This is a genomic window from uncultured Roseobacter sp., assembly GCF_947501835.1.
Lineage (GTDB): Bacteria > Pseudomonadota > Alphaproteobacteria > Rhodobacterales > Rhodobacteraceae > Roseobacter.
On record NZ_CANMXR010000006.1, the window covers coordinates 144,269 to 157,629 of the forward strand.

Annotated in this window: 13 protein-coding genes; 6 read left to right on the top strand and 7 right to left on the bottom strand. The window is 57.3% G+C overall.

Going from position 1 to position 13,361, the window contains the following annotated elements; translation table 11 throughout:
- Positions 1-43 precede the first annotated feature (43 nt).
- Genes Q1A20_RS14020 through Q1A20_RS14045 form a run of 6 tightly spaced genes read left to right on the top strand, consistent with a single transcriptional unit; the run spans position 44 to position 5,419 of the window.
- Positions 44-940 (top strand): carbohydrate ABC transporter permease, encoded by an 897-nt coding sequence (locus Q1A20_RS14020; RefSeq protein WP_299401983.1) that lies wholly within the window; start codon positions 44-46, stop codon positions 938-940.
- A gap of 5 nt (positions 941-945) precedes the next feature.
- The gene (locus Q1A20_RS14025) at positions 946-1,812 is read left to right on the top strand and encodes a carbohydrate ABC transporter permease (RefSeq protein WP_299917187.1); all 867 of its coding nucleotides are present in this window, start codon (positions 946-948) and stop codon (positions 1,810-1,812) included.
- A gap of 2 nt (positions 1,813-1,814) precedes the next feature.
- Positions 1,815-2,906: an ABC transporter ATP-binding protein gene (locus Q1A20_RS14030; RefSeq protein ID WP_299401984.1), complete on the top strand. Its 1,092-nt coding sequence runs from the start codon at positions 1,815-1,817 to the stop codon at positions 2,904-2,906.
- Positions 2,907-2,911: 5 nt separating this feature from the next.
- Positions 2,912-4,021 carry a mandelate racemase/muconate lactonizing enzyme family protein gene (locus tag Q1A20_RS14035; protein WP_299917188.1) on the top strand — a complete coding sequence of 370 codons (1,110 nt, stop codon included), beginning with the start codon at positions 2,912-2,914 and terminating at the stop codon, positions 4,019-4,021.
- Between the two features lie 11 nt (positions 4,022-4,032).
- Positions 4,033-4,362, top strand: a complete 330-nt coding sequence (locus tag Q1A20_RS14040) for an L-rhamnose mutarotase (RefSeq protein ID WP_299401986.1) — start codon at positions 4,033-4,035, stop codon at positions 4,360-4,362.
- A gap of 4 nt (positions 4,363-4,366) precedes the next feature.
- Positions 4,367-5,419, top strand: coding sequence for a Gfo/Idh/MocA family oxidoreductase (locus Q1A20_RS14045; RefSeq protein ID WP_299917189.1), 1,053 nt, complete (start codon positions 4,367-4,369; stop codon positions 5,417-5,419).
- 103 nt (positions 5,420-5,522) lie between these two features.
- On the opposite strand, the gene Q1A20_RS14050 is transcribed toward Q1A20_RS14045, so the two are convergent.
- From Q1A20_RS14050 to Q1A20_RS14080, 7 genes are all read right to left on the bottom strand, one after another.
- The gene (locus tag Q1A20_RS14050; protein ID WP_299917190.1) at positions 5,523-6,530 is read right to left on the bottom strand and encodes a LacI family DNA-binding transcriptional regulator; all 1,008 of its coding nucleotides are present in this window, start codon (positions 6,528-6,530) and stop codon (positions 5,523-5,525) included.
- A 37-nt stretch (positions 6,531-6,567) separates the two neighbouring features.
- Positions 6,568-7,518 (bottom strand): ribokinase, encoded by a 951-nt coding sequence (locus Q1A20_RS14055; protein ID WP_299917191.1) that lies wholly within the window; start codon positions 7,516-7,518, stop codon positions 6,568-6,570.
- On the bottom strand, positions 7,515-7,925 hold the full coding sequence (gene rbsD / locus Q1A20_RS14060; protein WP_299401990.1) for a D-ribose pyranase: 411 nt from the start codon (positions 7,923-7,925) through the stop codon (positions 7,515-7,517). Before rbsD ends, Q1A20_RS14055 begins: the two co-directional genes overlap by 4 nt.
- The gene (locus Q1A20_RS14065) at positions 7,922-8,875 is read right to left on the bottom strand and encodes an ABC transporter permease (RefSeq protein WP_299401991.1); all 954 of its coding nucleotides are present in this window, start codon (positions 8,873-8,875) and stop codon (positions 7,922-7,924) included. The genes rbsD and Q1A20_RS14065 overlap by 4 nt, the downstream gene beginning before the upstream one ends.
- A 41-nt stretch (positions 8,876-8,916) precedes the next feature.
- Entirely contained in the window at positions 8,917-10,458 is a 1,542-nt protein-coding gene (locus tag Q1A20_RS14070; RefSeq protein WP_299401992.1) for a sugar ABC transporter ATP-binding protein, read from the bottom strand.
- Positions 10,459-10,528: 70 nt separating this feature from the next.
- Positions 10,529-11,449 carry a sugar ABC transporter substrate-binding protein gene (locus tag Q1A20_RS14075; protein WP_299401993.1) on the bottom strand — a complete coding sequence of 307 codons (921 nt, stop codon included), beginning with the start codon at positions 11,447-11,449 and terminating at the stop codon, positions 10,529-10,531.
- A 533-nt stretch (positions 11,450-11,982) separates the two neighbouring features.
- The gene (locus tag Q1A20_RS14080; RefSeq protein ID WP_299917194.1) at positions 11,983-13,170 is read right to left on the bottom strand and encodes a glycosyltransferase family 4 protein; all 1,188 of its coding nucleotides are present in this window, start codon (positions 13,168-13,170) and stop codon (positions 11,983-11,985) included.
- Between the last annotated feature and the right edge of the window lie 191 nt (positions 13,171-13,361).

Here is a 13,361-nt window from a genome sequence, read left to right on the forward strand (position 1 = left end):
TGTCCTTGCCCACCTTTGGGCTGTAATGGAAAATCCATACTCTATGTCTCGTCTGAAATTGCCCCAGTGGTTTGTGTTGTTGCTGCCGGCGATCATCATTTTGTCCGCTGTGGTGCTGATCCCGTTGCTGCTGTCGCTTTACTCAAGCTTCACGCCTTACCGGCTGACGCGTCCGGAAACGCTCTACAAGTGGATCGGGACCTTCAACTATGAAAAAGCCATCACAAACGCCAACTTCTGGGCGGCTTTCGGGCGCACGGTTCTGCTTTTGACGATTGCCTTGAATGTCGAGATGCTGCTTGGCCTTGGGCTTGCGCTTTTGGTCAACAGGGTCACCTGGGGCCAGCGCGGGTTGCGCACGCTGATGATGTTTCCAATGATGTTCTCGCCCGTGCTTGTGGGCTTCCAGTTCAAGTTCATCTTCAACGACAATGTCGGCCTGGTGAACAACGCGCTGCAATCGCTGGGCTTTTCGGATGTTGCGATCCCATGGCTTGTCGATGCAAATCTGGCGATGTTCTCGATCATCTTCGCCGAGGTCTGGACCTCCACCAGTGTCTTTGCCATCCTCATCCTTGCGGGTCTATTCGCCATTCCGCGTGACCCGCTGGAGGCCGCCAAGGTCGACGGGTGCACACCCTGGCAGACTTTCCGCCATATCACGCTCCCCTATCTGATGCCCTTTATCTACATCGCGCTCGCGATCCGCAGTCTCGACGTGGCGCGCGCCTATGACATCGTGCAGATCATGACCAATGGCGGCCCCGCGCGCCGGACCGAGCTGATCTGGACCATGATCGGACGCACAGGTTATGTCGATGCCAAGATGGGCTACGCCAATGCCATGGGGTACATCTCCATCTTCCTTGCGATCTTCTTCACCATCTATTTCTTCAAAAAGCTCAATGCCGCGCGCACTGAGCTTGGGATGGGCGGGTAAGCGATATGGATATCAACCTGCGCCACCGCATCCGGGCCCGCTTTTTGAAGGCGGCACAGATGGTCACCCTGTTCATCGCCATGTCGATCATCTGCATTCCAGGGCTTTGGGTCGTGCTCAACAGTTTCCGTCCCACGGTCGAGATCATGGCAAAGCCGCCGGTCTGGATCCCCAATGAACTGAACCTCGATCACTACCGCGCCATGTTTGGTGGGGTCGGTCAGGGCGGGGTGCCCGTGCTGCAGTATTTCACCAACTCGCTGATCATCTCGATCACCTCGACCCTCATTGCGATCCTTGTCGGCATGGCAGGCGGCTATGCTTTCGCGCGCTATCGGTTCAAGGGCAAGGGAGCGATCTTTATCGGCCTTATGCTGACCCGCGCCGTGCCGGGCGTGGCCTTGTCCCTGCCGCTCTTTATCGTGATGGCCCGGACCGGGCTGATCGACACGCATATCGGGTTGATCATCGTCTATGTCGCCATGAATGTGCCCTTCACGATCTGGCTCATCGACGGTTTCTTCCGACAGGTTCCGCGTGAGCTGGCTGAGGCGGCAGAGATTGACGGGTGCACGCGCTGGCAGGCCTTCTGGAAGGTTGAATTTCCCGTGGCGCGTGCCGGTGTCGCATCGGCCGGTATCTTTGCCTTTCTGACGTCCTGGAACGAATACGCGCTGGCCAGCCAGCTGACGCGCTCGACATTCTCCAAGACCATGCCCGTGGGTCTGCGCGACTTCACGTCTGAATTCACCATCAACTGGGGCGGGATGTGCGCACTTGCCGTGCTTATGATCATCCCCGCGCTCATCCTGACATTCCTCGTACAAAAACACCTGATTGCCGGACTGACCTTCGGCGGGGTGAAAGGGTAGCCATGGCGCAAGTCCATCTGAAAAACGTGTCCAAGAGCTATGGGGCGCTGGAGGTGGTGCATGGCATCAACCTCGACATCGATCACAATGAATTTGTGGTGCTTGTCGGCCCCTCAGGTTGCGGCAAATCCACAACGCTGCGTATGATCGCCGGGCTGGAAAGCATCACGGGCGGCGATGTTCTGATCGGTGAAAACATCGTCAACGACCTGCCGCCGCGCGACCGGAACATCTCCATGGTGTTTCAGAATTATGCGCTCTATCCGCATATGACCGTGGGCGAGAACCTGGGCTTTTCGCTGAAAATCGCAGGCAAGTCGCAAGATCAGATCGACGCAGCGGTGGCCGAAGCGGCTGCAATCCTCAGCCTTACCGAATATCTTGAGCGCAAGCCCGGCGCGCTGTCGGGCGGGCAGCGTCAGCGGGTCGCCATGGGACGCGCCATTGTGCGCCACCCGGACGTTTTCTTGTTCGACGAGCCGCTGTCCAATCTTGATGCCAAACTGCGCGCGCAGATGCGGGTGGAGATCAAGAAACTGCACCAGAAGATCCAGACAACCATCGTCTATGTGACCCATGATCAGGTCGAAGCCATGACCTTGGCAGACCGGATCGTGATCATGCGCGACGGGCATATCGAACAGCAGGGAACCCCGCTTGAGGTCTTCGAAGCCCCTGCCAATACCTTTGTTGCGACCTTTATTGGATCGCCGCCGATGAACCTGCTGGACGGGATCGTTCAACAGGATGGAACGCTGCAGTTGGGAGGGGGCGTGACCCTGAACGTGCCCCGGCAATACGCCGCGAAAACGCGCCCCGGACAAAAGGTGGTGCTGGGCTTTCGGGCCGACAACCTGATGCCGCGTGGACATTCCCTGCCGATGGAAGGTGAAAGCGCCGAGATCGAGATGACCGTCGTTCTGTCTGAACCATTGGGCACCGAGACATTGCTTTTTGGCGCCCTTGCTGGCCAGGAGGTGCAGGCTAAAATGCTCAACCCCCGCCCGGTGAGCAATGGTGAACGCATGATGTTCAACCTGGACCTGACCCGCGTGCATCTTTTCGATGGCGAAAGTCAGAAGAGCCTGAGGTAGCAGCCATGGCCCGTATCGTTTCAGCCGAAATCCTGATGGTTGATCTTGAACCCAAGGTCAAACGCACGGATGCGATCCAGTCTTTTGAAAGCCAGGAAACCCCGATCGTACGGATTGTCGACAGCGATGGTGCGGAAGGCGTCGGTTACGCCTATACGATTGGGCAAGGCGGGCCCGCGGTCATGTCGTTGTTGCGTGATACGATGGTCCCCCGGTTGATTGGACGCGAAGCCGAGGACATCGGGCGCATCTGGCGGGATCTGTTGTTTGCCACCCATGCGACGGCGGTTGGCGCGATCACCTCGCTGGCCCTTGCGGCCATTGACACCGCCTTGTGGGATTTGCGCTGCCGAAAGGCCGGTTTGCCGCTGTTCCGCATGTTGGGCGGTGCGAAGGACAGCGTGCCGATGTACACCACCGAAGGCGGCTGGCTGCACATTTCGACCGAAGACCTTGTGGCGGATGCGCTGGCCGCACAGGCCAAGGGGTTTGCCGGCTCCAAGATCAAGATCGGTCGACCGCATTTGTCTGAGGACCGCGAAAGGCTGAGAGCGGTGCGCGCGGCTGTGGGGTCGGGCTATGAGATCATGGTCGACGCCAATCAAAGCATGTCACGTGCCGAGGCCACGCGCCGCGCGCGCATGCTCGAAGAGTTCGACATTGCCTGGTTCGAGGAGCCGATGCCCGCCGATGATGTGATGGAACATGCGGGCCTTGCGGCCAGCACCTCTGTACCGATTGCGGTGGGCGAAAGCATGTATTCGCTCAGCCAGTTCAAGGACTATCTGGTCACCGGTGGCGCCAGCATCGTGCAGGTTGACGTCGCCCGGATTGGTGGCATTACCCCCTGGATGAAAGTCGCGCATCTGGCCGAAGCGCATAATGTGCCAGTCTGCCCGCATTTCCTGATGGAACTTCATGTGAGCCTTGTCTGCGCCATCCCGAATGCGCCATGGTTGGAATACATCCCGCAATTGGACGGTCTGACGCGCACCCAGATGAAAGTCTCCGACGGGCGCGCTTACCCGTCGACCGCGCCCGGTTTGGGGATCGACTGGAACTGGGGCGCGATCGATGCGGCTCGGATTGATGGTTTGACCGCAAAGTTTGGCTAGGGAGGTCTAAAATGCAACGTATGGGCATGGTGATTGGTCTGAATGCTGAAAAGCTCGAGGAATACAAACGCCTGCACGCCGATGTCTGGCCCGGCGTGCTCTCCATGATCACGGCCTGCAACATCCGCAACTACTCGATTTTTCTGCGTGAGCCGGAAAACCTGTTGTTTGGCTATTGGGAATACCATGGGATCGATTTCGAGGCGGATGCCGCCAAGATGGCCGCCGATCCGGAAACCCAGAAATGGTGGGATGTTTGCATGCCCTGTCAGGTGCCGCTGGAAAGCAGACGTGAAGGCGAATGGTGGGCCATGATGGACGAAGTGTTTCACTTGGAGTGAGGATGTGATCGAGCTTCAGCAGCATTGGCCCAAAGCCACCACCCCCAAGCCCATCGTGATCTTTGGCGCGGGTTCCATCGTCCGGGATGCACATCTGCCTGCCTATGCACGGGCAGGCTACACCGTGCGGGGGATCTACGATCCTGACATCGCACGGGCGCATGAGCTGTCGCATAATCATGGGTTTGCTGTCTACGAAACCCTGCAGGACGCGGTCGCGCAGGACGATGTTGTCTTTGACCTTGCAACACCCCCCGACGCCCATGCCGAGGTATTGCGGGCTCTGCCGCGGGGGGCGCCGGTGCTGATACAAAAACCCATGGGCAGCGATCTGGACGGTGCGACCGAGATTTTGCGGATTTGCGAGGAGCGCGCATTGCGCGCTGCGGTGAATTTTCAGCTGCGGTTTGCGCCGATGATGCTGGCGCTTCAGGATGCGATCGCGCAGGGGATGTTGGGCGAGGTGGTGGATTTTGACGCCTGGCTGGCGCTCGATACGCCCTGGGGTCTGTGGAAGTTTCTGGAACCCCTGCCGCGCGTGGAGTTGTCACTGCACTCCATTCACTATCTCGACATGGTGCGCGCGCTTTTGGGGGAACCGCTGGGCATTCATGCCAAGACAATCGGCCATCCCGACAGCAAGATCGCCCAGACGCGCACGGCGGCCATTCTGGACTATGGCGCACGGGTGCGCTGTGCGCTGTCGATCAACCACAACCACAGCTTTGGCCGACGCCATCAGGCTTGCGAATTCCGCATCTGCGGCACCGAAGGCGCGGCCTATGTTCAACTCGGCGTGAACCTTGATTACCCGAAGGGCGAGGCTGACATTCTTGAGATCAAGACCGGCGATGCGCCATGGCATACCGTTAACCTGACTGGGGCCTGGTTTCCGGAGGCCTTTGCCAGCCGCATGTCGCAGCTGCAGCGGTTTGCATCGGGCGAAGAGGATCAGTTGATCAGTTCGGTTGCTGACGCATGGAAAACAATGGCCGTCGTCGAAGCCGCATTTCAAAGCAGCGCAGCACCGGCAACACCGATAAGATCCATGTCCTAACCCCTTCGGTCAAAAGGTTTCGGTTACCGACCCCCAGCGCCAAACGCGGTACTTTGAAAGCAAGTCAAGATATCCCCGTCTGACGGTAACTTGGTGGTCGAAGTTAAGAGCTGTGTCCCGCTGGCAGTATCCGTGCAGTGGACTCGCGGATCACCAAACTACCCTCCAAAAGCACGTCCTCCAGGGTGGAGGAGCTTTCGTCCAGCACGCGTTCCACTGCTTTTTTTGCCAGTTTCTCGGTCGGTTGGGCAACGGTCGTCAAGCGGGGGACGACCAGAGACGCAAGGGTCGTGTCATCAAATCCGGCAACAGAGACGGATTGCGGGACCGAGATGCCCATATCACGCGCTGCGCGCAACACCCCGATTGCCATCTGATCGCTCGCCGCAGCAATTGCAGTGGGGCGTTCTGCCTCCGATTGCAGCAACAGCTTTCGCGCAAGGATCTCACCACTGTGAAAGTCGAATTGACCATTGTGGATCTCAAGCTGCAGCGCAGCGTTCTGCGCATTGTGGACTTCAAATTGTCGGACAAACCCAGCCAGGCGTTGCCGTCCAACCTCGGTATCCTGTGGTCCTGCCAGATATGCCAGCCGTTGGTGCCCAAGGCTGACGAGATACGTCGCGATCTTGGCTGAGCCATCAGCATGGTCGGTGCTGACCAATGGAAAGGAATGAAAGCGGCGATCCAAAGAAAGAACGCGAACTTCGGAGCTTTCCAGCTTTGCGCTGGTGTCATTGCAGGCCGCAACGATCAAACCGCGGGGTGACCTGTCCAGCAAGGCCGCGATCTGTCGCCCTTCAGTCACCGTGTCGTCATGCGAATTCGTCAGCATAACCGTGTGACCGCGCCGCGCGGCCTCCGTTTCGATGTTCAAGGCGAGTTGTGCAAAAAACGGGTTGGTTATGTCAGGCACAACAAGTCCAATGATGTTGAATTTGTTGGTTCGAAGGGCGCGTGCGGCCATATTCGGTCGGTAGTTCAGATCTGTAACGGCCTGCAAAACACGCTCACGCAGCGCGACCTTAACGGTTTGGTCTTCGGAAAGTACCTTGGAGACGGTTCCGACTGATACGCCAGCGTGACGTGCAACATCTTTTACTGTTGGCATATTGGACCTAACGGGCTGTGCAGTTACTCAAGCGAACTCATACGCGACCGGATTCTAGAGGGTTCGATCCCAAAGTTGTACCGAATTCGTGAAGCTCGTTTGCTGTTGGCGTTGCTTCCGCCGCCCCATGCCGCGTGGTGGCGAGCGCAGCCGCGTAGACGGCGCGCTGAATAGCGTCACATGTTTCGGCGCCTTGTGCCAAAAACGTTGCCAACGCGCCGTTAAAGCAATCTCCGGCGGCCACTGTGTCGACGGTTGGCACGGTCGGTGCGGCCATTGAGCCGCGTGACGTTCCGATGCTCCAACCCACGCCTAGACCGCCCATGGTTACGATTGCGCCGCGTGGTCCGAAATCGCGCAGTTCTTCAGCCGCCCTTTGTGCTTCGCAGAGGGTTTGGGGAAGCGCGCCGAAGATCAGATGTGCTTCATGGGCATTGGGGGTAATGACGTCAAAAGCCTGCAAGACATCTTTGGACCAGAAGGGCACCGGGGCTGGTGCAGGATCCATAATGACACGTACGTCATGTGCTCGCGCAATTTCCGCCGCGCGCAGAGAGGTTTCAATCGGCACCTCGTTTTGCAAAAGCAATATTTTTGCCTTCGCAATTGTCTTGGCATTAGTGTCGATGTGTTCGGGAGAGAGGGTCTGGTTTGCGCCTTCCGCCAACCGGATGATGTTGCCTCCCCCCGGGCCTACGTCAATGAATGCCATGCCGGTCGCTTCGGTCTGTGCAGGCGCCGGTATGAGATGCACATTGGCCCGCCGCAACCGGTTGAGAGCGTCCTGTCCGAAGCTGTCTGAGCCAATGGCCCCAATCAAAGCGACCGAACTGTCCAATCGGACAGCTGCGATGGCCTGATTGGCCCCTTTGCCGCCCAACCCTATGCGCGTATCGATCGCGGTGACCGTTTCACCGACCCCGGGCCATCGCGCCAGATAGCTCGTCATGTCGACATTAATGCTTCCTACGACGACGACATCGGTCAAAACGGCACTCCGCTTACAAGGATCAGATTGGAATATGGGGTGAAGTCGCCGGTTCGGATGATGGCCTTCACAGTCTGGCATCGGGTCTTGAAATCCGCATGCGCCAGCGTGCCGAAGTTGACCTGCTTGTCTTGCGCGGTCTCCCAGGCTTCTAGCGTTTCAGCCATACGAGCTGCGAGGTCTGCGGCACATTCCTCGGCGCGATGCGCCGCTTGCACAACCATTTCGCTTTTGAGGGCATCCATCACCTGAAAGAGAGTGGGCAGGCCTGGCCGCACAGCGAGATCGATCACCGGAACGCCGCAGGGTGCAGGCAACCCTGCATCTGCCACCACAATTTCATCCAGATGCCCAAGCTCTGCAACCAACGCGCTCAGATCGCGGTTGAGAAGGTGGGTCCTTTTCATGTTGCCGAGTACTTTGCACGATAGTGATCAAGGATGACGGCCACTACAATGACGACGCCTGTGATCATCTGGCGGACAAAATCGCTCAACCCGATCAGGATGAGCCCGTTTGCAAGCACCCCGATGATGAAGGCGCCCAGCAACGTGCCGATGACGGATCCGCGCCCGCCGCTCAGGCTGGTGCCACCGATGATCACTGCGGCAATCGCGTTCAGTTCAAATCCGATCCCAGCGATGGGCGAGGAAATGTTCAATCGCGCCATATAGATGATCGCAGCAATTCCAGCCGTCAGCCCACAGATCGAAAAAGCGGCGACTTTGTACCAAAACACCGGATGCCCGGCGAGTCGCACAGCCTCTTCATTGTTTCCGATACCATAGATCAGACGCCCAAAAACTGTCCGGTTCAGGATAAACCACGCCACCACAACGAGGCTCAGGGCCACCAGGAAGACGACGGGCACGCCAAAGATGAGCTTTGAGCCGAATTCCTCGAAAGCGAAGGGGAAGGAGTAGATCGTCTGGGCACCCGATATCTGCAAACCTGCCCCGCGCGCAATGTTGAGCATCCCTAGAGTGATGATGAAGGATGGAAGCGACCAGTAGGCACTGACGGCACCATTGATAAAACCACAGATCATTCCGGCCATGAGGCCAGCCAGGATCGCGAGAATAATCAATTCCGTAGCACCCATCCCCGGAAGCGTGATGGCTTTGCCCGCAACAACGGCTGCAAAGGCCATGACAGACCCCACGGACAGATCGATGCCACCGATCAGGATGACAAATGTCATACCAACAGCGAGGACCAGGTTAATCGTGATCTGCGTCAGAATATTGGTGATGTTGTTTGCAGACAGGAAGTGCTCGCTCGCGACCGAAAAGAAGATGATCATGAGCAAAAGCGCGAGTCCGATACCTGCGTTATTGATGATGGATCGAATGGACAAAGGGCGTCTCCCTGATGCGGCTGGAAGGTTCTCAGCGGTGCTCATGCCGATTTTCTTTCTGATGATTTCTCTTGCCCGTAGGCGAGTTGAAGGATGCGTTCTTGCGAATAATCCGCACGGTTCAACATGCCTTGGATCTGATGCCCGGCCATGACCAGAACACGGTCGGTCAGCGTGATCAGTTCCGGCAGCTCAGACGATACGACGATCATCGAGACGCCTTGAGCCGCTAAATCGCGCAAAATGCTGTAGATTTCGGCCTTGGCCCCTACATCCACGCCCCGTGTGGGCTCGTCTAACAGCAGGACATCCGGTTGGCAGGCCAGCCATTTGGCCAATACGACCTTTTGTTGGTTTCCACCCGAAAGACTGGATACCGCGTCTGACAATTTTCCGTACTTCAATCTCAGGCGCGTCCCACCCTGCGTGGCCAGCTTGCGTTCGGAGGAAAAGTCCAGCAGGCCGCGCCGCGAAATGGATGCGATATCGACCAATGAGGTATTCGCGGCAATGGGCATGTCGAGGATGAGGCCCTCTTCCTTGCGGTCTTCGGTGACAAATCCAATGCCTGCGGCGATCGCATCCCTTGGGGTGCTGATTTTCAGTTCGGCAGCGTCTTTTGTGATGCGCCCCGCGATCTTGGGGTCGGCACCGAAAATGGCCCGCAGGACCTCTGTGCGCCCCGCTCCAACCAACCCGGCAATGCCCAGAATTTCGCCTTTGCGCAAATCAAAATCGATGCCCTGTGCAGTTGCGTTGGCAGTCGTGACCAGACCCTGAACAGATAGGGCAATGGCGACATTATCCTTTAATCCAGCACCCGCATCCGATCGTTCTTCGAGGGTGCGTCCTACCATGTAGCGCACGACATCGGGGGGCGTTACATCCTTGATATTCTCGGTAATGATGGTTTTGCCGTTCCGAAAAACTGTAACGCGATCACAGATGCCGAACACCTCGTCCAGGTGATGCGATACAAATACGACGGTCACGCCCTTGGTCTTTATCGATGTCACGATTTCAAAAAGACGGTCCGTTTCGCGTTCCGTCAGCGTAGCAGTGGGCTCATCAAGGATCAGAATCCGGCTATCGCTTTGCAAGGCACGTGCAATTTCCACCAACTGTCTGTGTGCGATGCCCAAGCTGCGCACGGGCGCGGTCACGTCCACATCGCTGAGCCCGATGGCATCAAGCGCGGTGCGCGCCCGGCGGTTCATTTCGCGTCGGTCCAACAGACCAAAACGGGTGCGGGGAAGCGCTTCGATGGAAATGTTCTCGGCGACGCTCAGGTCATTCAGCAGGTTGAATTCTTGATGCACAACCTGAATGCCGGCCAATTTAGCGGCGTGGGGTGATGCGGGTTGATAGGCTGCGCCCTCGATTTTGAGCGCCCCGTCGTCGAACATGTGGACACCGGACAACACTTTGATCAAGGTGGATTTCCCAGCCCCATTCTCGCCAACCAGCGCGTGAACTTCTCCGGACACCAAATCAAAGCTGACCCCGTCGAGTGCATGGATCCCGCCGAAGGATTTGCGTAGGCCGCTCACAGAGAGAAGGGGAGAGGTGCGTGAACTCGACATGATCGTCATTCTCCGGTGGTCAGGTTCGCGGGGCATCCAAAGTGTTTTACCGGATGCCCCCCGGGGAGGATTATTTCCCGCTGACGAGCTCAATTGGTGTTTTGACCCAACCTTCAAGCGCCGGTCCGCCGGCAACGACTTCCAATGCAAGGTCGATGGAATTGGCGGCCATCTCTTTGCCGAACTGATCAACGGAGGCGAGCAAACGACCGTCTTCGATCATCGGAAGTACCGCCGGGATTGCGTCAAAACCCACAACCTTGATGTCCGTCCGACCTGCCGCTTCAAGCGCTTTGACAGCACCAATTGCCATTGAGTCATTGGCCGCCATCACACCCTGAATGTCCGGATTGGCGGTCAGCATGTTTGCCAGCAACTGGTTTGCCTCTTCGGTTTCCCAATGGGCCGTGCGGCTGTCCAGAAGCTCCAGTTTGTATTCAGCGACCGAGTCTTCGAATCCCATGCGGCGCTGGGTAGCGTTGTCCGCGCCGGGGTTGCCCTCGATGATGACTACCTTGGCACCTTCACCCAGAGCCTGCCCCAGGGCGTCCCCTGCCAATTTGGCACCCCCGCGGTTGTCGGGACCGACGAAGGCCAGCTCGACCCCCTGTTGTTTCTTCGCGCCTTCATCGAGTGCAACGTCGAAGTTCACGACGACAATGCCAGCCTCCATGGCCCTCTTAAGCGGGCGCACCATCGCTTTGGAGTCGGCTGGTGCAACGACGATGGCGTCCACCCCTTGGGTAATGAAGTTTTCCACCGCGTTGATTTGGGATTCAAAGTCGGTTTCGTTTTGCATGCCAACAGCGCGCAATTCGTAGTCCCCGCGCTCTTCAGCGTGGGCTTCGGCCCCCTCCAACATGTTCTGAAAGAACTCGTTCGCCAATGACTTCATGATCAACCCGACAACGGGCTTCTCCTCGGCGATTGCGATTCCAGTAGACAAAAGAATTCCGGTCGCTGCCGCAGCAACGAATTTGATGAGCTTCATGAGAGCCTCCCTGATAACTTTGTTGGCCTTATCTGCGCAGAAGTGCGGCTGTTTTCCGGCCTGCTTTCAGTGGGTCATGGATCATGATTCGTGTCAATATGAAACGTTTCATAAATGAGAAGGGTAAATCTCTGAACTACATGGATAGGCGAGATATCGACTTATACCTCTGTTAAATATGATAAAAAATTTGGATCGAGGTGTTTCTGGAATGGCGATTTGAAGCTGGTCATGGAGTTAATTCATCTCATAATGAACCGAATATTGATCCGTTCATTCGATTTGCCATTCCTCGTGCGCTACCGGGATCGCGCTTTGGCGAAGCCATCAAAGAGCGGATCATGCTCAGTTTGGCGCCAAAAAAGCGCACATTGAAGTACGAGCACCGACGCGCCAAGCTGCGTCGGCCGGTTAACCGGCTTCAGATCCAGCAGGCCAAGAGTTCCTCGCCATAACGAAGCTGTTTCGCGCTCCCAACCGTCGCGACAAGGGCAGGTGCCGTAATCGGCCCAGCACCCCGGCATTTCTGTCTCTTATGGCGCGCGCGCGATCAATCCTTCGTAGATAGCGCTGATTTTCGAAACATGTTTGTCCGTGCCGTAGTTTTCCAACACATCCGCCTTTGCCGCAGACACAATCCGTGACTTGAGGTCCGGGTTTTCTTTTAGCTTCAATACGGGCTCGACGAATGCTTCTGGATCATCCTTGTCGACGAGAAAGCCGGTTTTACCGTCTGTAATCGCCTCAGGGTTGCCGCCGTGATTGGTCGCGATAACAGGTGTGCCAAGGTACATTGCTTCTATCAATGTGCGCCCGAAGGGCTCGTTAAGCGCAGGCACCAGCATAGCATCAATGCCCGCCATATACGCATGTATCGGACTGCGAAAACCCATCAGCTTGACACGCGCCCCAATCCCCAATTGGTTTGCCAGCGCCGGAACGGTTTCGTCCAGACGGGATTCCGGGCGCTCTACTTCTCCGAAAATGAGGCCGTAGACAGGTGTGTCCGGCACCTGGGCCTGAATGGCGGCCACTGAGCGCACGAAGTGGTCAGGTCGCTTTCGGACGATGATCGTGCCGAAATATCCCAGAATGAGTGCATTCTCTTCGATACCCAACTCCGCGCACAAGGCAGCGCGTGCAGCTTTTGGGTCGGGGGGGGCCATATCAAAATCGAAGGGGCTATGGACGACGTCACATCGCTTTTCGATGCTGCGAAGTGGGTTGTTCGGTTTGGCATATTCGGACACGGTTACGATCCTGTTTGCTAGCAGTGGCGCAATTTTGTTGATGCCAAAGCCGTCCGGATCCTGCCGGTGGTGCCAGAGATGCGCCCGTCCGGAAAGACGGGTCGGCAGTGACCAGTTGGAGTGCATCCGCCCGTCGTTCGTGTGGACAATGTCTGCGTCAATGCGCTTCAGGACAGCGCGCAGGGCTGGCAAGGATCGGCGCAGATACCCCACCGCGCCTGTGGAATTGCTGGAGGCCAGCGTTCTTTTGGAGCCGAGAATTGGAATGTCCGGAATGGCATCGAACGTATCTCCATTCTGGGTCAGCATATCAGCGAAAGGCCCGGCAGGATGGTGGATCAGGATACGCGGTTCAAACCGATTGGGGTCAAGGTTGCGGATGAGCATCATGGCAGAGATATGACTGCCGCCGATCTCGTTTCCGCCAACGAACGGAAAAAGAACGCGAATGCGATTGTTTGTTTTGCTCATCGGTCTGATTGTCCTGCTCATTCGGTCGGGGGGGCGTTGTGGGTTGGGTAACTGTCAGCAGATCGCCTGGATTGTCGGTGAAGCTGGCTTTGCGATTTCCTTGCTGTCGCCACTCTGTCTTGTCATGCGATAGGCGGGCGGGGGTAAGGGCGGAGGTCCAGCAGGGGAGGAGGCAGCCATAGCTAAGTAGC